At 61.5% G+C, this 18,069-nt stretch carries 13 protein-coding genes; 5 read left to right on the top strand and 8 right to left on the bottom strand.

Annotated features, from left to right (window positions below; translation table 11 throughout):
- Positions 1-50: 50 nt before the first annotated feature.
- Positions 51-1,544 (bottom strand): aldehyde dehydrogenase, encoded by a 1,494-nt coding sequence (locus AD659_RS13395; protein WP_053121922.1) that lies wholly within the window; start codon positions 1,542-1,544, stop codon positions 51-53.
- Positions 1,545-1,779: 235 nt separating this feature from the next.
- Here AD659_RS13395 and AD659_RS13390 point away from each other — a divergent pair, with 235 nt between their 5' ends.
- Complete coding sequence (locus tag AD659_RS13390; protein ID WP_053121920.1) at positions 1,780-2,511, top strand: FadR/GntR family transcriptional regulator; 732 nt, start codon at positions 1,780-1,782, stop codon at positions 2,509-2,511.
- A 107-nt stretch (positions 2,512-2,618) separates the two neighbouring features.
- Positions 2,619-3,362, top strand: coding sequence for a PDC sensor domain-containing protein (locus tag AD659_RS13385; RefSeq protein ID WP_053121917.1), 744 nt, complete (start codon positions 2,619-2,621; stop codon positions 3,360-3,362).
- 202 nt (positions 3,363-3,564) lie between these two features.
- Here the strand turns inward: AD659_RS13385 and AD659_RS13380 are convergent, their stop codons facing one another.
- The 3 genes from AD659_RS13380 to AD659_RS13370 form a co-directional block, all read right to left on the bottom strand.
- Complete coding sequence (locus tag AD659_RS13380) at positions 3,565-4,818, bottom strand: OprD family porin (protein WP_053121915.1); 1,254 nt, start codon at positions 4,816-4,818, stop codon at positions 3,565-3,567.
- Positions 4,819-4,912: 94 nt separating this feature from the next.
- Complete coding sequence (locus AD659_RS13375) at positions 4,913-6,217, bottom strand: CitMHS family transporter (protein WP_018600453.1); 1,305 nt, start codon at positions 6,215-6,217, stop codon at positions 4,913-4,915.
- Between the two features lie 55 nt (positions 6,218-6,272).
- Positions 6,273-7,355, bottom strand: a complete 1,083-nt coding sequence (locus AD659_RS13370) for a 4-oxalomesaconate tautomerase (RefSeq protein WP_053121913.1) — start codon at positions 7,353-7,355, stop codon at positions 6,273-6,275.
- Positions 7,356-7,523: 168 nt separating this feature from the next.
- Here AD659_RS13370 and AD659_RS13365 point away from each other — a divergent pair, with 168 nt between their 5' ends.
- Positions 7,524-8,414 carry a LysR family transcriptional regulator gene (locus tag AD659_RS13365; RefSeq protein WP_003200706.1) on the top strand — a complete coding sequence of 297 codons (891 nt, stop codon included), beginning with the start codon at positions 7,524-7,526 and terminating at the stop codon, positions 8,412-8,414.
- On the opposite strand, the gene AD659_RS13360 is transcribed toward AD659_RS13365, so the two are convergent.
- Positions 8,339-9,580 carry an MFS transporter gene (locus AD659_RS13360; RefSeq protein WP_153044017.1) on the bottom strand — a complete coding sequence of 414 codons (1,242 nt, stop codon included), beginning with the start codon at positions 9,578-9,580 and terminating at the stop codon, positions 8,339-8,341. The two genes, AD659_RS13365 and AD659_RS13360, sit on opposite strands and share 76 nt — an antisense overlap.
- A gap of 310 nt (positions 9,581-9,890) precedes the next feature.
- Between AD659_RS13360 and AD659_RS13355 the strand changes: the two genes are divergently transcribed.
- On the top strand, positions 9,891-10,346 hold the full coding sequence (locus AD659_RS13355) for a winged helix-turn-helix transcriptional regulator (protein WP_053121911.1): 456 nt from the start codon (positions 9,891-9,893) through the stop codon (positions 10,344-10,346).
- A 43-nt stretch (positions 10,347-10,389) separates the two neighbouring features.
- On the opposite strand, the gene AD659_RS13350 is transcribed toward AD659_RS13355, so the two are convergent.
- The 3 genes from AD659_RS13350 to AD659_RS13340 form a co-directional block, all read right to left on the bottom strand.
- Entirely contained in the window at positions 10,390-14,811 is a 4,422-nt protein-coding gene (locus tag AD659_RS13350) for a response regulator (protein WP_053121909.1), read from the bottom strand.
- A 56-nt stretch (positions 14,812-14,867) separates the two neighbouring features.
- Positions 14,868-16,025 carry a response regulator gene (locus AD659_RS13345; RefSeq protein ID WP_053121907.1) on the bottom strand — a complete coding sequence of 386 codons (1,158 nt, stop codon included), beginning with the start codon at positions 16,023-16,025 and terminating at the stop codon, positions 14,868-14,870.
- A gap of 147 nt (positions 16,026-16,172) precedes the next feature.
- Positions 16,173-17,045: a LysR family transcriptional regulator gene (locus AD659_RS13340; protein ID WP_053121905.1), complete on the bottom strand. Its 873-nt coding sequence runs from the start codon at positions 17,043-17,045 to the stop codon at positions 16,173-16,175.
- A 144-nt stretch (positions 17,046-17,189) separates the two neighbouring features.
- Here AD659_RS13340 and AD659_RS13335 point away from each other — a divergent pair, with 144 nt between their 5' ends.
- Complete coding sequence (locus AD659_RS13335; protein WP_053121903.1) at positions 17,190-18,059, top strand: NmrA family NAD(P)-binding protein; 870 nt, start codon at positions 17,190-17,192, stop codon at positions 18,057-18,059.
- Positions 18,060-18,069: the final 10 nt, after the last annotated feature.

The raw sequence follows: 18,069 nt of genomic DNA, 5'->3' as shown, positions 1-18,069 counted from the left end.
GTCAAGCAGGCAGAGCCATCCCACCCGTAACGTGGTTCACCAGAAATGCCTCAGAGCTGTATCCAAGTGGCCTTGATCTCAGTGTATTTATCGAAGGCATGCAGGGATTTGTCGCGGCCATTGCCGGACTGTTTGTAGCCACCGAACGGCGCCATCATGTCGCCGCCGTCATACAGGTTGACCCAGACACTTCCAGCGCGAAGTGCCCGGGCCATGGTGTGGGCGCGCGACAGGTTGGCCGTCCAGACGGCTGCCGCCAGCCCATAAGGCGTGTCGTTGGCGATGCGCACCGCATCCTCGGCTTCGTCGAACTCGATCACTGACAGCACCGGGCCAAAAATCTCTTCCCGGGCAATATTCATCGAATTGCTGACGTTATCGAATAGCGTTGGCTCCACGTAGCTGCCGCCGCTGTCCTCCAGCGCCACGCGTCCTCCCAGCAATAACTGGGCGCCTTGGTCCTGTCCCTGGCGAATGTGATGCAACACCCCTTCCAGGTGGCGCGCGTCCACCAGCGCACCGACATTGGTCCCGGGGTCCAGTGGATGGCCTGGCTTCCAGTCTTTCATGGCCTCGACCACCATCGGCACGAAGCGCGCCTTGATGGAAGCCTGGACGAGCAAACGTGAACCGGCGGTGCACACCTCGCCCTGATTGAAAGCAATGGCGGCCGCTGCCGCTTCGGCGGCTGCCTGTAGATCAGGAGCATCGGCGAAGACAATGTTCGGACTCTTACCCCCCGCCTCCAGCCAGACCCGCTTCATGTTCGACTCGCCTGCATACACGAGCAGTTGCTTGGCCACTCGGGTGGAACCGGTGAACGCCAACGCATCAACGTCACCGTGCAAGGCCAGGGCCTTACCCACCGTGTGCCCATAGCCTGGCAGCACATTGAGCACACCCGCTGGCAAACCCGCCTCCAGGGCAAGCTGTGCGATGCGAATAGCCGTTAGCGGCGAACGCTCCGAAGGCTTGAGAATCACCGAATTGCCGGTTGCCAATGCCGGGCCCAATTTCCAGGACGCCATCATCAACGGGAAATTCCACGGCACGATGGCAGCGACCACCCCGACCGGCTCCCGCGTCACCAACCCGAGCTGATCCACAGCCGTCGCGGCCACCTCATCGTAGATCTTGTCGATGGCTTCACCGCACCAGCGAATGCTGTCGATGGCGCCGGGCAGGTCGACCGACAGTGAGTCGGCGATCGGTTTGCCCATGTCCAGCGTTTCCAGCAGTGCCAGCTCTTCGGCATGGGACTGCAAGAGGTCGGAAAAACGCAGCATGACCGCCTTGCGCACTGCCGGTGCCTGACGCGACCAAACGCCGGATTCGAATGCCGCCCGGGCGCTGGTCACGGCCAGTTCAGCGTCCGCGACATCGCAACTTGCAACCAGGCCCAGCAACCGCCCATCCACGGGACTCACGCATTCGAAGGTAGCGCCTGAACGGGCAGGCCTGTATTGCCCATCGATAAAGGCGCGGCCCTCGATGTCCAGTACCTTGGCTCTGGCTTCCCACTCTGCTCGGGTCAAGTGACTCATGATTGAAGTGCTCCTGGGTTCGGATGAATGCGATCTCGGTTCGCTTAAACATATGGAACCATATCTTTTAACCCATGAGAACCCCAGAGAAACCAAATTCAGCCAGGTTTTTTTGACTTCAGCGCCTTTTCGTCCCTAGAATTCCCCGCCAATGGGCCCTGAAAATGCCTTTGAACTATGAAATAGAATTTTTTGAGTCCAGGCGTCGACGGCGCCGCCAATGAATGAAACGACCATGAGCCCTACATCGAGCCTCATACGCCTCAGTCAGGAAGGGAAAACGGAATCCGTCACCCGCCGCCTGGTTGAAATGATTGACCTGGGGTTGCTGGTCGAAGGTGAACAGCTCCCCAGCGAAAGTACCCTGGCCACCCAACTCGGCGTCGCCACGGTCACCCTGCGCGATGCGTTGGCTGCCTTGCGCGCGCGCGGGGTCATCGAAACCCGGCGTGGACGCAACGGCGGCAGCTTTATCTGCGCAGCCCCACAAACCACCGATCAGGCCTTGTTCGATCAATTGCGTGAAATGAGCACGCTTGAATTGCGTGACCTGGCCGACGAGCATGCAGCCATTTCAGGCGCCGCCGCTCGCTTGGCAGCCCAACGCGCCGGACCTGAGCAGCATGCACGGCTGGGCGGCTACATCGATGCGCTGACCACGGCGCAGGAACGGCTGGAGCGGCGACGCGCCGATGCCAGGTTCCACATCGAAATCGCCGTGGCGTCGCAGTCTGTGCGGCTGACCCACAGCGAGGCCCGTTTGCAGGCGGAGCTGGGAGAGTTGTTATGGCTGCCGTTCGATGAGCAACCGGATCCCCTAGTGATCGAACGGGAACACCGGGCGATTCTGGAAGCCATCATTGCGAACGATGCCAACCTGGCGGGGGCACTGGCCGAAGCCCATGTCGCTCGCGGCGTCCGGCGCTTGACCGCCATACGGTTGCAACAGATGGCGCAAGATGCCTGATGACTGGAACAGAACTTGCTGAACAACTGACTTCAAACACCGCCCGACAGCCTGTTCGTGTCGCCAGCAAACACCGCACTGTCCCTTCCGAGGCATGAGTTAGAGCCATGGATAACGAAATGTCAGCAAATGGGTTATCCCAATGCGCAACGTTGATCAACGCTTCCATTGGTAACGTCTTCAAGGGTCTCAACGACCTGGGCGCCCAGGTATCGAGCATTTGGGAACAGCAACGGTGCAAGACCAAGCGACCCAATCAACGCGACCTCAAGCCATTGCTGGCTGGCGTCCGGCAGATCCTGGATTCTGAAAGCCTCAAGTTTCATGGCGCTGGCGTGGTCTTCGCTCCCGGTGAGCTGGAAAATTGCGAGATGCATTTACAGTGGTGGTGCCGGACCCAGAAAGAACAAATCCAGCCCTTGCAACTGAATCTCGATAGCCGCAGCGATCGTTTCTACGATTACCTGCACATGCCTTGGTACACCCGTCCGCAGCAAACTCGGCAGCCCTCCATAGACGGCCCTTTTGTCGACTTGTACGGCACAGAGCAGTACATCGTCGCCTTCTCAGTGCCGATTTTTTTTGATGATCGCTTCATCGGTGTTGCCGCCGCCGACATCTCCCTGCACTCCTTGGAACCCTTGCTCGTGCGCAGCCTGATGAGGGTCAGCAATGAAGCGCTGTTGCTCAATGCCGAAGGTCGGGTGCTGGCCGCCAATACGGCGAGTTGGTTGGCCGGCGATCTGATCCGGGGTGTACTGAGTCAGGACATGGAACACGCTCGCGTTTTGAGCCTCATCGACACATCGTCCTATTGGAGTGTGGTGGAACGGCCAGTACCCAGGTTCTGATGCCCGGGCGTTTCGATTTCCCCTGTTGTAAGCAAGTCCCCCTGTGGGAGCGGGCTTGCTCGCGAAAGCGGTGGGTCAGCTTGCATCCATTTTGACTGGGCCGACGCCTTCGCGAGCAAGCTCGCTCCCACAAGGATTGTTGGGTTGAATGCAGGGTCCTGGGACGCACTATGCCAAGGTGCCGGCCGTCGCGCACAGCGTCCTACCAAAGCGCGATGTCATAGGTGAAGTAGACCCGATTGCTGTCACGACCGCGGGAAAAATCCGAGCGATAGACGTAGTTTCGCAGCTTGACCCCCAGCCCCTTGAACGTTCCCTGCTGCACCACATAGGCGATCTCTGCGTCACGTTCCCACTCTTTGACCGTGGTGTTGGACTTGCCGTCGTTACCGCTCAGGTAGCGGGTGGAGAACGTCAGGCCCGGCACGCCGAGGCGCGCGAAATCGTAGCCGTAACCGAGCATCCAGGTCTTCTCGTCTTCCTCGATGAACTTGCCGATCCCGACGTTGCTGAAGGAGTACACCGTGGCGCCACTGATATAAGGCAGGCCCGCCTCGCCGCTGAGGGTCTGGTAACCGGCGCTCAGGGTGTGGCCGACAACAGCGTAGGCCAGCGACCCGCTGAGCATGTCGTTGTCGATCTTGCCGCCGTAGGCCGAGCCCGAATCGACACTGTTGAAATAGCGCAGGTCGCTGGTCAGTACCCCGGCGCCCAAAGGCAAATCATGCTGGATGCCGGCAAAACTCTGTCGATAGAAATTTTCCAGCTCGCCATAGAAGTAGCTCAGGCGGGTGTTCTTGCCCAGCTTGTAGTCGGCACCGGCGTAGCTGAAATCACCGGATTCATCGCCGCCGTAGCCGTCGGGCACGATGGGCATGCTGTCGCTCGAATCCCGCAGCTTGAAACGCTCCAGATGCCCGCCGGTGACGGTGAGGTTGTCGATGTCACTGCTGCTGATCTGGGTGCCTTGATAAGTCTGTGGCAACAGCCGCGCATCGTTGTAGATCAGCACCGGGGTCTTGGGCAGCAAGGTGCCGTACTTGAGCGTGGTCTTGGCCACCCGGGCCTTGGCGGTCATGCCCGCGCTGGCGAACTCGTTGGCGGCGCGACCGTCGTCATGCACCGGCAGCAGGCCGGTGCCGCTACGGCCACGCCCGGAGTCGAGCTTGACCCCGAGCAGGCCCAGGGCATCGACGCCGAAACCGAGGGTGCCCGGCGTAAAGTCCGACTGGTAATCCAGCAGGAAACCCTGGGCCCATTCGGTACGCTCGCTCTTGGCCGTCCTCGCCGCCCGGGCGCTCATGCCGTGCTCATCGCGGAAGTTTTCGTTGAAGTAAACGTTGCGCAATTGCAGCTTCAGTTTGCTGTCGTCGATGAAACCTTCGGCGCTGGCCGTGGCCAGGGGCAACAGCCCCAGGATTGGAAACAAAGCCCCGCGGGTAAGCAAAGTGGTCATGTCTAGCTACTCGTTGTTGTTATTGGGCATGCAGGCCGGCGCACACCCGCTTGCGGGGGCGTGTCGGGCAGGAAAACCAAGGTTGTCGGGTAAATCAGGAAAACAGCGTCAGCGCCCCGGTCAGCAGGGCCAGCGCGGTAATCACCAGGGAGGTGAGCACCGCCCATTTGACGGTGGCTTTCTGGAAGTCGCCCAGGTCGCGGTCGACCATGCCCACCAGCAGCAGGGTCGACGCCACCAGTGGGCTCATCAGGTGCACCGGCTGGCCAAGAATGGAGGCCCGGGCGATTTCCACCGGATCGATCCCGTAGGCCGCCGCGGCGTTGGCGAGGATCGGCACGACACCGAAGTAGTAGGCATCGTTGGACAAGACAAAGGTCAGCGGCATGCTGGTAATCGCCACCACCAGCGGGAACAGATGGCCCCAGGAAGGCGGAATCCAGTCGACCAGGGTTTGTGCCAGGGCATCGACCATTTTCGTCCCGGAAAAAATCCCGGCGAAGATGCCTGCGGCAAACACCAGCAGGACCACCGTCATGGCGTTGCCCGAGTGGGCGAGAATGCGTTCCTTCTGAATATCCAGTTGCGGATAGTTGATCATCAGCGCCAGGACGAAACCGATCAGGAACAGGATCGCCGAGTGCATGAGCCCCATCACCAGCGCGACCATCACCGCGACCACCAACAGCAGGTTGACGTAGGCCAGTTTCGGACGTTTGTGTGGTGTGTCTTCCATGATCGCGTTGATGTAGCAATTACCGCCGCCGCTTTGCAGTTGGACGTTGCCGATGCGCTTGCGCTCGGCACGGCCCAACAGGAACGCCGTGAACACCACCCATGCGGCCCCACCGATCATGGTCGGCAGCAACGGCACGAAGTACTCACCGGCATCCAGGCCCAGCGCGGCGATCGCTCGGGTCGCCGGGCCGCCCCAAGGGGTCATGCCGCTCATGATGCTCAAGGAGAGCATGGAAACGGTCGCCAGGATCATCGGGTTCATGCCGATGCGTTTATACAGCGGCAGCATCGCGGCACAGGTGATCATGTAGGTCGTCGTGCCGTCACCGTCCAGCGCCACCAACAGCGACAGCAGCGCCGTGCCCACGGCGATCTTCATCGGGTCGCCATTGACCCGCTTGAGGATCTTGCGGATCAGCGGGTCGAACAGACCGGCGTCGATCATCAGGCCGAAAAACAGGATCGCGAACAACAGCAGTGCCGCCGACGGCGCGACCATTTTCAGGCCATCCAGCATCATCTTGCCGGTGGTCCCGCCAAAGCCGCCAAGCACGGCAAAGACGATGGGCACCACCGTCAGGGCGACGATCGGCGACAGCCGTTTGGTCATTATCAGGAAGGTGAAAACCACCACCATGGCCAAGCCAAGTAAAGCGAGCATAGGTCAGATCTCTTGTTGTTATTGAGTCGCTGATGCAATGACGAGGTCTGCCTGGCTATCCGGCCAGGCGTCGGGAAACCTTGGCGTAGACGAAACCGGAGAAAAGTCGGCGGGCGGTGCGTACCACCGAGGCTCGAATGGTCTCACCCTTTTCGCCGGTGTAGGACAACACGACATCGATACCACCGCTGGGGTGCTCGATGCGAACCTGCTGCAGACGTGGCTCGCTGACGCCACCGATCAGGTTGGCCGCGACACTGCCGTTGGTCACGCAAGCCGTCGCCAACCCGATGGAGCCAGTGATCGCCAAGGCGCGATGACAGCTGTGCGGCATGAAGTAGCGCACCTGGAGGGTCCCGCCAGACGTGGCCGGCGACACCAGGACCGGCTTGGGGATCACCTTGTCGCTGACATCACCCAGGCCCATCGCCAGGCCGGCTTTGAGCCGCAAGGATTCCAGGCGCCGCATGAATGCCTTGTCGGCATCCAGTTCAGCGGGGCTTTCGTCACCGCGCTTGCCCAGTTGGCTGGCCTCGACGATCAGCATCGGCATCGCCATGTCGATGCAGGTCACCGCAATGCCGTCGATCACGTCCAGCGGTTGCCCGGTCGGGAAGAGTTTGCCTGTCTTGCTGCCCGCAGCATCGAGGAAGGTCAGTTGCACCGGGGCGGCGGTGCCGGGCACGCCGTCGATGGCGGTGTCGCCTTCATAGCTGACCTTGCCTCGGGGGGTTTGCACGTCGGAATTCACGAACGTCCCGGTGTTGAGGTTGCGAATACGCACCCGGGTCAGGTCGCCGGTAGCCTTGACCAGCCCCTGCTCGATGGCGAACGGGCCAACGGCGCAGAGCATGTTGCCGCAGTTGGGGGCAGTATCGACCCGACGCTGGGAAACCATGACCTGGACGAACAGATAATCGACGTCGGCGTCCGGGTGCAGCGATGGGCTGACGATCGCCACTTTGCTGGTCTGTGGGCTGCCGCCACCGATGCCGTCGATTTCCAGCTCGTGGCCGGAGCCCATCAGGTTGATCAGCAGCTCGTCACGTTCGGCGATGGCGACCGGCAGATCCCAGGCGAGAAACACCGGGCCTTTTGACGTACCGCCGCGCATCAGCACACAAGGAATTCGCTTCATGAACATTAACTCTTGTTGATCAATCTGGATAATTGATGTTCTGGACACAAGAGTGGCAGGGTTTAAAAAGTGTTTCCAATGCAAAGATCGGAGCAATTATTGCGTTTCACAAATGAATTAATTTACGATGATTGACATCGCGCAGCCCCTCTCCTCTGAGGTAAAACAATGGAATATGAACTCCAGGACATACGATCTTTCGTGAAAATCGCCGAATTGGGCAGTTTCCACGAGGCTGCCGACGCGCTACACCTGTCGCAACCGGCCCTGAGCCGACGGATGAAGAAACTCGAGGAAGGCTTGGGAACCGCCTTGCTCGATCGCACCACCCGCAAGGTCAGCCTGACGAGTGTCGGCCGCGATTTCCTGCCCAAGGCACGGCGCCTGCTGGATGATTTCGACGACTCGATCCTCAACATCCGCGAGTTGGCGGAGCGGCAGATTGGCCGGGTGACCTTGGCCTGCATTCCTACAGCGGCGTTCTATTTCCTGCCTTCAGTGATCCGCCTCTACAACGAGCGCTACCCGAAAATCCGCATCCGCCTGCTCGACCTCAGCGCCAACGAAGGGCTCGAAGCGGTGCTGCGCGGCGAAGCCGACTTCGGCATCAACATGATGAGCGGCCAACACCCGGACATCGAATTCGTGCCCCTGGTCAACGAACCCTTTGTGCTGGCCTGCCGGCGTGACCATGAATTGGCCGAACGCAGCGCGGTCACCTGGTCGGAACTCAGTGATTATCGGCTGATCGGTGTCGGTCGCCTGAGCGGCAACCGCATGCTGCTCGACCACGCACTGTCGGGCCTGAGCTGGCGCCCGCAGTGGTTTTACGAGGTGCAACACCTGTCTACGTCGCTGGGACTGGTGGAGGCTGGCCTGGGCGTGTCGGCAATGCCCAGCCTGGCAATGCCGGCCGGGGACCATCCGACACTGGTCAGCGTGCCGCTGATCGAGCCGGTGGTAAACCGCTCGCTGGGCCTGGTCTATCGCCGGGGCGCATCGCTCTCCCCGGCTGCGGAGAAGTTTGTCTCGATATTGCTTGAACAATGGCCGCAATGAGACGAGAGGCTCCACAGCGCCAGCGCGGTGAGGCTGATCGAGGCGCCCAACGCGCTGACCGCCATCCAGCCCCACAGCGCATACACTTGGGTCGCGGCCACCGCGCCCAGCGCGCTGCCCACTGAGTAAAAACACATGTAGGCACCGACCATGCGACTTTGGGCGTCGGGCCGTGCGGCGAAAATCAGGCTCTGGTTGGTGACGTGCACGGCTTGCACCGCGAAGTCGAGTAGCACCACGCCGCAGACCAGCGCGATCAGGGAAGTCTCGGTAAAGGAGATGGGCAGCCAAGAGAACGCCAGAAGCCCCAGCGACCAGCCGGTAACCCGTTGCCCCCACCCTCGATCGGCCCAGCGACCGGCGCTTCTGGCCGCCAGTGCCCCAGCGACGCCGGCCAGGCCAAACAGGCCGATGGCTGTGTGGGAAAGCGCCAGCGGCGCGGCGCTCAACGGCAGCACCATGGCGGTCCACAGCACCGAAAACGCGGCAAAGATCAGCAAGGCCAGCAGCCCCCGGGTCCGTAGGACCGGCTCGGTCACGAACAGCCTGAACAGTGACCGGATAAGCACCCGGTAAGACTGCCGGTTACGTGGCGGCACGGCGGCAGGCACCACGACACAGAACACTGCCGCGATGACCAGCATCAAGCCCGAGGAAACGAAATAAACCCCGCGCCAGCCCGCCAGGTCGGCGATTACCCCAGAGGTGAACCGCGCCAGGAGAATGCCCAGGACAACGCCACTGGTGACCGTTCCCACAGCCTGCCCACGTTGGGTTGGCGAAGCCAGCACGGCGGCATAGGCCACCAGTACCTGGACGACCACCGCCAACAACCCCATTACGATCATGGCGCCGAGCAACGCCACCCAATGCTGGGCTGCGCCGACCGCCGCGAGCACCATCGCAGACAGCACCAACTGAGCCAGAATCAGTCGTTTACGGTTGAGCCTGTCCCCCAGCGGGACGATGAACAGCAACCCTAGCGCATACCCCACCTGGGTGGCCGTCACCACGCCCCCGATCAATCCTGACGCAACGCCCAGGCTCTCGGCCATCGAGGCAAGCAAAGGCTGGGCAAAGTAGACATTGGCGACAGCCAGTGCGCAGGTCACGGAAAACAATAACGTGAGCGACGGCGAAAGCCCCGGGCACTGCTGCGCACTCAAGGAGCCCGATGCCCTCCTGTAGGAGCTGCCGAAGGCTGCGATCTTTTGATCTTTCACTTGAGATTCAAGCGCTTGAGGAAAGATCGCAGCCTCGCTTCGCTCGGCAGCTCCTACAGGGGAGCAAGCTTCCTCGCCGCGCTGGTTTTCCGAAGGCTGCTGGTTGAAACAATCGGCCTCTGCTGTCATGCACGTCTCCTTGGCGCTAAACTGGTTTCAATTAAAAACCTGATCGAATTGTTGTCCAATTAGGTTTTATTTTGCAACCACAAATTCCGGCCAACTTGGCAGTGCTTTTCCAAAGGGTCAAAACATGGAAACCGCTTCAACGCAAAACAACGAATGCCCAGTGGCCAGGACACTGGACGTGATTGGCGATCGCTGGTCGCTGATGATCATCCGCGACGCATTCGACGACATCCGCCGCTTCAGTGAATTTCAAAAAAGCCTGGGCGTGGCCAAGAACATCCTGGCATCGCGGCTCAAAGCCCTGGTCGAGGTCGGGGTGTTCGATGTTCGCCCCGCCTCGGACGGCAGCGCCTACAAGGAGTACGTCCTGACGGAAAAAGGCCAGGAGATTTTTCCGGTGGTGGTGAGCCTGCGACAATGGGGCGAACGCTTTCTCTTCGAACCGGGAGAAACGCGCTCCGTGCTGTTGGACAACGCGTCCGGCCAGGCCGTCATGCCGATGGAGGTGCGCTCGGCAAGCGGCGCAAAACTTGGGCCGCTTGACTGCCACAGATTGAGACGGGTTGACGGCGAATCGTAAAGCGACAGCAGAACCGCCCTCTGCCAGGACGATTCCGATGTCATTACCTCGCGGCCTTTTGACTCAATCCGGTCAGGGTTTCCAGCAACTCCAGCGCCTGATCGAAATCGAAGCGCTCAGCGTGCTGGACGACCCGGCGTAACTGCTCGGCGAGCCTGGGGTCTGACGTCAACCCAGGTAAGGGGTGCAGGACAGTCAGCGCTTGCGTGTCACTCTCGGCCAGCAAGTCCCTGGCTTGGGCCAACCGCGCCTTCAACTCGGCGTCGGCATGTGACACGGACAGCGACTCGCTGGATGGCGGCTCGGCCAACCCCCCCAGCCCTTCCAGCACCAGGCTCAGGCAACCCTCTACCGCCAACAGCCGATCAACCACGACCTCTTCCCGAGCGTCGGCCAGACAAGCCTGTTCCAGAAGGATGGCCGCCTCCGCGACAGCCTTGGCTCCGATGTTACCTGCGGTGCCTCGCAGGGTATGGGACAGTCGCGTTGCCGCCGAAGGATCTGCGCCGCCTCGTGCGAGCAGGAACTCGGCTCGGAAAGCGCGCTGGCTGGAGTCGAACTTGCGCAGCAGGCGCAGGTAGAGGTCGACCTTACCCATGCAAGTGGCCAGGCCGGCTTTCTGGTCGATACCCGGAAGTTCAGCGGGTAGGTGCTCGCCAGACGATATGGACAGCGCTGAAATTTCCTGCGCCTGAGCGTTGCGACCGGGCTTGGGATGAATCCACTTGGCCAGCGTGACGAACAGACCCTCGACGTTCAGCGGCTTGGAGATATGGTCGTTCATGCCGCACGCCAAGGCTCGCTCGCGGTCTCCCGCCATGGCGTCGGCCGTCATGGCGATTACCGGCAGCCCGGCCCAGTGCGACTGCTCGCGAATTTTGCGGGTTGCGGTATAGCCGTCCATCACCGGCATCTGACAGTCCATCAATACACCGTCGATATCCCCGTCACGCGCCAACTGATCGAGGGCCTCTTGGCCGTGGGTAGCCAGGCACAGCTCGATCCCGGCGCTCTCCAGCAGCTCGCAGGCCAACTCGCGGTTCAGTTCGTTATCTTCGACCAACAGCAAACGCGCGCCACGCAGGCTGGCCATTGCCTGGGCGCTTTGCCCGGATCGCTCGCTGGCCCGGCTGTCGGCCTGGGGGGCCTTGCCGAGCACCGTGCCGATTGCCTCGAGCAGCGTGGACGGCGTCACCGGTTTGGTCAGCACCACCGGCAACTGGATGCCCTGCCGGCTGGCTTCTTCGCGCGCCTCCTCGCGCCCGAATGCGGTGACCATGATGACCGAAGGTGTTTGCGCCAGGTCGGTGACGTACATCTGTCGCACCGTTTCCACACCGTCCATGCCGGGCATGCGCCAATCCATCAACACCAGGTCATAGGGCAGTGCCTTGCGCTCCGCCTCCACCAGCATCCCCAACGCCGCGCGACCACTCTGTGCCACGTCCACCTCGACACCAAAACTGCGCGCCATGCTGGAGAGAATCTCGCGGGCGCTGGCGTTGTCGTCAACCACCAGCACGCGAACGCCGAGTAGCTCATCGGCCGTAAACATTCGCCGCGGCACAGCGTCGCGCTGCACGCCGAGGCTCACCTCGAAATGGAAGATCGAGCCCTGGCCGAGTTCGCTTTCTCCCCAGATACGTCCGCCCATCAGCTCCACCAAGTGCTTGGAGATGGCCAGACCCAGACCGGTGCCACCGTACTTGCGCGTTGTGGAGCTATCGGCCTGGCTGAAGGGTTGGAACAGCCGACTGCATTGCTCGGGGCTCATGCCTATGCCACTGTCGCGCACCCAGAAATGCAACTGTGCCTGTTCCTCGCCGCCACCCAGTCGCTCCACGCCCACCACGACCTCGCCCTGCTCAGTGAACTTTGCCGCATTGTTGCCCAGGTTGATCAACACCTGGCCCAGGCGCAACGGATCGCCGATCAGCGCCGTCGGCAGCCCTGCCGGGGTATTGAACAGCAGCTCCAGGCCTTTGTCCTCGACCTTCAGGCCAATCATGCTGACGAAGCCGTCGAGCACGTCTTCCAAGTGGAAGGGAATAGCCTCGAGGTGCATCCTGCCGGCCTCGATCTTGGAGAAGTCCAGGATGTCGTTGATGATCCCCAGCAGATTCTCCGCCGAGCGGTGCACCTTCTCGATGTAGTTGCGCTGCCGATGGTCCAGCTCGGTGCGCAGGGCCAGGTGGCTCATGCCAATAATGGCGTTCATCGGCGTGCGGATCTCGTGGCTCATGGTGGCCAGGAATTCGCTCTTGGCCCGGGTCGCTTCCTCGGCGATCTCCCGCGCCAGGTGCACCTCGGCCTCGGCGGCCTTGCGATCGGTAATGTCGAAGTACCAGTTGGCGCGAATGACTCGCTCGCGCTGCTCCAGCGTCGCCGCCGAAACCAGTACCTCGAAGCGCTCACCCTCGCGACGCTGCAAAGTGGCTTCGAAGTTCAGCACCGCGCCCTGCTCTGCTGCTGCGACAAAGCGCTGGTGTGCCTGCTGATCAACCCAGAAACGCCCCGGATCGGTGCCTTCGAGTTGAACGATATCGACACCGAACAGGTTTTCGAACTGTGGGTTGCAGTAGGTCGGACGACCTTCAATGTCCCTGATCAACATGGCCACCGGGCTGCTGTCGAGTACCGTGCGCAGTTGTTCCTCACTGACCTTGAGCGCCGCCTGCAACTGGCGACGCTCGGTGACGTCACGCACCGAGGCACACACGCATACCCCACGGCCCTCCAGGCTCGGCAGGCGCGACAGGCCGATCTCCACCGAAAACAGACTGCCGTCCTTGCGTACCCCCTGCAGGTCGTCCAGGCCGGCACCCATCTGCCGAGTATCGCCATGGGCAATGAAGCCGTTGCGCAACTCGACGTGGCGCCCGCGACTCGCGACCGGCACCAGACGCTCGATAACCTCGCCCACCAACTCGCCAGCGCTGTAGCCGAACAACCGATCCAATTGCTGGTTGGTCCGCAGGATGCGCCCGTCAGCCCCCACGACCAGCATGCCGTCCGGTGCCGCCTCGATGATCCCGCGATACCAGGCCTCGGTGGCGCGCAATGCCGATTGCTGGGCTTCGAGCTCCTGGGCCTGGCGCTCCAACTGCTGCGCCTGTTCCGCCATTTCATCGGCTTGCCGACGGGTTTCCGCCAGCAGTACCTGGACGGCCTGATTACGCTCCAGGATGGCCATCGCTGCAGCCAAACGAGGGGTGGCCTCCTGAAGCAGCAGTGACTGATCATCATCCAAGGGTTCTAATCCAGCGAGTTCGAGCACGCCGAGCAGCCGCTCTCCACGCTGAATCGGTTGCAGCAGCAGGCACGTGGCGGGGATCTCACCGAGCTGCGAATGCAGGCGCCAATAGTGTTCAGGCAACGCGTCCATCTGGCGTGCCTGACGATCAACCGCGCATTGGCCCAGCAAACCATCGCCGAATATGACCTGCGCCTGCGGCGGCCGCTCGGAATCGGTGGCATAGCCGCCCATCAGCACCAGTCGGGTAGCGTCCTGATGAGCGCTATAGAGAACGCCCTGGCAAATGCCGAGCAGGTTCGCCATATGCTGTAGGAACACTTGCGCCAGTTCGCCGGGCGCCTCAGCTTGCTGCAGGTCAATCTGTAACTGAGCGATTTGCGCCTTGACCAACCGCTGGCGCTCCAGCTGTTGAGACTCGATTTGCAGTTTGGCGATGGCCCGCGCCAGATCGCCGGTCTCGTTATTCAAGTCCGTATGCGGAATCGGTTGGTCGAGCTTTCCCGCAGCCAACTGGTCCACGGCAACTCGAACTCGGTTGAGCGGGTGGCGGATCGACTGGCTGACCAGCCAGCAAAGCAGCAGCGCCAGTGCCAATCCGCCGAGCAACAGGGTGTAGGTCAGTGCGGTACTGCGCTCGGCAAAGTCGGCAATCTCCTTGGCCGTGTCGCGGATCGAGGCCTCCTTGACCTCAGCGATTGCGTGCAACAGGGCATCGGCCTGCTGATCGAGGCGTTGGAACTCGCTGCTGTTGAGCAGCAACATTGCTTGGCTCTGGCGGCCCAGATCGATCAATGCAAAGGCCCGCTCCCCCTCTCGCTGCAACTGTTGCAGCAGCACATCGAACTCGGCGAGACGTGCCAGGTTTTCCGCGCGCCTCAAGGTTGACTTGGCCTCGGCCAGCGACCGGTGCAGCCGGGTTTGGGTGTTACGCAAATGTTGCAGCGACTCAATGCGCACGTCCGCGCTGTCCGTCCCCACGGCACGCTGCAGCGCCTGCACCAGACGCGGCAGTTGCACCCGGGCTTCGTGCAGGTGCTCCATGCCCACCAGTTCCTGGGTATAGAGATTCTGCATGTCTCGCTTCAGCGACTCTTGAGTACGCAGGCTTTGCACGCCGAGTACCAGGACCAATAGCAGTAGCGTGGCAAAGCCGAGGATCAATTTGTGGCGAAGCGCCAGACGTTCAAGCAGGCTGCGTAATCTGACCATGACATTCCCCAATGACCACGATTAGGAAGTTGGAAAAACGGCTCGCAGTCGTTCGCTCAAGGTTTCTGGGCGATACGCTCCAGAGCGGCCACCTGTTTGGCCATGTCCTGATCGCTGTCGGCGAAACGCTGCGCAATCGCCTGAAACTGTTCGACATTCGCCAGGAAGGTGTCGCAAATATCCGGATCGAAATGCGAGCCGCGCCCCTGCCGAATGATCTCGACAGCCTCTTCATGAGGCATGCCCAATTTGTACACTCGTCGACTGATCAGGGCGTCATAGACATCCGCCACCGCCATCAACCGGGCACTGATGGGAATTTCATCGCCTGCCAACGCTTGGGGATATCCGCTGCCGTCCCATTTCTCCTGGTGGCTATAGGCGATCTCCTTGGCCAGGCAGAGGAAATCCACTTGGACGCCGAGCTGATCCTCTGCGCGCTGGATGGCATCGCGCCCCAACGTGGTATGGGTCTTCATGATCTCGAACTCCTCTGCGGTGAAGCGCCCCGGCTTGAGGAGGATATGGTCCGGAATGCCGATCTTGCCGATGTCGTGCAACGGCGCCGACTTGAACAACAGACGGATCGTTTCGTCGTTGAGGAAATGCCTGAAGCGAGGATGGTCGCGCAACCGTTCGGCCAGCACCTTCACGTAGTGCTGGGTCCGTCGGATATGGTTGCCGGTCTCGTTATCGCGAGTTTCTGCCAGTGAGGCCATGGCCTGGATGGTTACGTCCTGGATGGCCATGACCTCGCGGGTACGCCGCGCCACCTCCTTCTCCAGGTAGTCGTTCTGATCACGCAGGAAGTCCGCCGCCGCCTTGAGCTTGAGCTGGGTATCCACCCGCGCCAAGACCAATGGGGGACTGATTGGCTTGGTGATGTAGTCGACCGCGCCCAGTTCCAAGCCTCGGATCTCGTCCTCGATCGCCGCCAGGGCGGTGAGGAAGATGATCGGAATCTCGCAGGTACGCGGATCATGCTTGAGCTGGTCCGCCACCTCATGGCCGGACAGCCCGGGCATCATCACATCCAGCAGGATCAGGTCCGGTAGCGAATCACCCTGCAGCACCCGCAGGGCTTTCTCGCCACTGTTCGCGGCCTTGACCCGATAGCGATCCTTGAGCAGATCCGTCATCAACATCAAATTATCAGGCGTGTCGTCGACCACCAGAATGGTGGCGTGGGGATAATGGCTCTGTTCGGCACTCATGGCTCGCGGCTCCCTTGCCAGAGATTTGGGCATCCCTAGGAGGGACTTATTTCTGTCCCCTCAATGGCCGTGAGCTTAGCTGCACTTCTGCGAGGCTGCCGCCGATTCCCCGGCCCAGCGCCCACTTCCTGCCGTTGCAGAGGGCCGCTATCCGTTCAGTGTCAGGGACAGGTCCGGGTACCTGGCACACATGAAATCGACAAAGGCCCGCACCTTTGGCGCAGCAAGCCGCCTGGACGTATGCAAGACCCAGAGCTCGGCTTCTTTCCCCGTGACCGTGCCCCACTGGACCAACTCGCCACTGGCCAACTGGGTCCAGGCCATTGACTGCGGGATAAGGGCTGCCCCGCCCCCGGCGACGGCCGCATCGCGGATCATCAGGAACGAAGAGAACCGCAGCCTGGGGATCGGCTCCAGGACCAGGCCGTCATCAAGTGTCCAATGGGTGGGCTCGAAACTGGACACCACGATACCGGGGACTGAGCGAATGGCGCCGGGGGCAGGCATCGGCAGATCAGGCGCGGCCACGACCACCAGTCGGTCCTTGGCGAAGCAGCGGCCGACCAAGCTGCTGTCCGAGCTGGGGTTGATCCGGATGGCGACATCAAATTGTTCCTCGACGAGATCGACCACACGATCCTCGGCAATGACCTCGATCGTGACGTCAGGATAGACCGCGCAAAACTCGGCGCCTATGCGTCCCATCGCAAGCTGCGAGAACAGGACCGGGGCAGCGACACGCAAGCGTCCGCGCGGCGTCGATACGCCCTCCTTCGCCGCCGCCATGGCTTCCGCCACCTCGGCCAATGGCCCTTCGGCCCGGGCCATCAACAGCGCGCCGGCCTCGGTGAGCTTCAGGCCGCGGGCGCTGCGCTCGATCAGCCGGACACCCAATTGTTCCTCAAGGTCAGCGATACGACGCGACAAGGTGGCCTTGGATATTCCGCTGGCACGGCTGGCCTTGCCCAACCCCTCGTTCGCGGCAACGAGGGTGAAATCGATCAGCGCGTTCAGGTTCATGGTGTTCCACTTTTGCAACGGAGTGTCTACATCCTGGCGTCTTCGCTTTAATCCTGCAACACAATATCGTTTGTCCATCGCAACGGACCGACAAGGTCGTAGCGGACTTTTCTGACTTCCCCACCTTTTGGCAGGAGATTCAAAATGAGCATTCTCGTTACCGGCGCCACGGGCACCATCGGTTCACTGATCATTCAACGCCTCGCCAGCGCAGGTGCCGACGTCAAGGCCCTCGTGCGCCAGCCGGGCAAGGGGACTTTCCCGGCGGGCGTTACCGAAGTCGTTGCCGACCTCACCGACGTCCCTTCGCTGCGCAACGCACTGGTATCGGTGCGGACGCTGTTCCTGCTCAATGCCGTGACGCCCGACGAGGTGACGCAAGCCCTCATCACCTTGAACCTCGCTCGCGAAGCCGGCATCGAGCGCATCGTCTACCTGTCGGTGATCCATGCCGACAAATTCACCCAGGTGCCGCACTTCACCGGCAAGCACACGGTCGAGCGCATGATCGAAAGCCTCGACATCCCGGCGACCATCCTGCGTCCGGCTTACTTCATGCAAAACGAATCGATGGTCCAGCAGACGATTCAGAACTACTCGGTGTACCCGATGCCGATCGGCTCGGCAGGTGTCTCCATGATCGATGCCCGCGACATTGCCGACATCGCCGCTGCCGAGTTGCTGCGCCGCGACAGGGCCTCTTCGGCCCTGGATCGGGTGACCCTGGAACTGGTTGGCCCGCACGCACTGACCGGTGCCGCCGTGGCGAATATCTGGAGTGCCGCGCTGGGTCGAGAGATCGCTTATGGCGGTGACGACGTGGCCGCCTTCGAAGCACAATTGGCCACGTACGGCCCCGCCTGGCTGGCTTATGACATGCGCTTGATGATGTCCGGTATCCAGACGCTTGGCATGCAAGCGGCCGAGGGAACCGTGGAACGGCTGCAGGCGATCCTCGGGCGCCCGTTGCGCACCTATGAAGCCTTCGTTCGCGAGGCCGTCGCCGGGGTTTGAACAGCGCAGG

This window comes from Pseudomonas thivervalensis, from assembly GCF_001269655.1.
GTDB classification, from domain to species: Bacteria; Pseudomonadota; Gammaproteobacteria; order Pseudomonadales; family Pseudomonadaceae; genus Aquipseudomonas; species Aquipseudomonas thivervalensis.
This window is presented reverse-complemented; position numbering and strand designations above follow the sequence as displayed.

Excerpts from the sequence above, each read along its gene's own strand:
- AD659_RS13395 (WP_053121922.1), bottom strand. The coding sequence starts at position 1,544 with ATGAGTCACTTGACCCGAGCAGAGTGGGAAGCCAGAGCCAAGGTACTG.
- AD659_RS13390 (WP_053121920.1), top strand. The coding sequence starts at position 1,780 with ATGAGCCCTACATCGAGCCTCATACGCCTCAGTCAGGAAGGGAAAACG.
- AD659_RS13385 (WP_053121917.1), top strand. The coding sequence starts at position 2,619 with ATGGATAACGAAATGTCAGCAAATGGGTTATCCCAATGCGCAACGTTG.
- AD659_RS13380 (WP_053121915.1), bottom strand. The coding sequence starts at position 4,818 with ATGACCACTTTGCTTACCCGCGGGGCTTTGTTTCCAATCCTGGGGCTG.
- AD659_RS13375 (WP_018600453.1), bottom strand. The coding sequence starts at position 6,217 with ATGCTCGCTTTACTTGGCTTGGCCATGGTGGTGGTTTTCACCTTCCTG.
- AD659_RS13370 (WP_053121913.1), bottom strand. The coding sequence starts at position 7,355 with ATGAAGCGAATTCCTTGTGTGCTGATGCGCGGCGGTACGTCAAAAGGC.
- AD659_RS13365 (WP_003200706.1), top strand. The coding sequence starts at position 7,524 with ATGGAATATGAACTCCAGGACATACGATCTTTCGTGAAAATCGCCGAA.
- AD659_RS13355 (WP_053121911.1), top strand. The coding sequence starts at position 9,891 with ATGGAAACCGCTTCAACGCAAAACAACGAATGCCCAGTGGCCAGGACA.
- AD659_RS13350 (WP_053121909.1), bottom strand. The coding sequence starts at position 14,811 with ATGGTCAGATTACGCAGCCTGCTTGAACGTCTGGCGCTTCGCCACAAA.
- AD659_RS13345 (WP_053121907.1), bottom strand. The coding sequence starts at position 16,025 with ATGAGTGCCGAACAGAGCCATTATCCCCACGCCACCATTCTGGTGGTC.
- AD659_RS13340 (WP_053121905.1), bottom strand. The coding sequence starts at position 17,045 with ATGAACCTGAACGCGCTGATCGATTTCACCCTCGTTGCCGCGAACGAG.
- AD659_RS13335 (WP_053121903.1), top strand. The coding sequence starts at position 17,190 with ATGAGCATTCTCGTTACCGGCGCCACGGGCACCATCGGTTCACTGATC.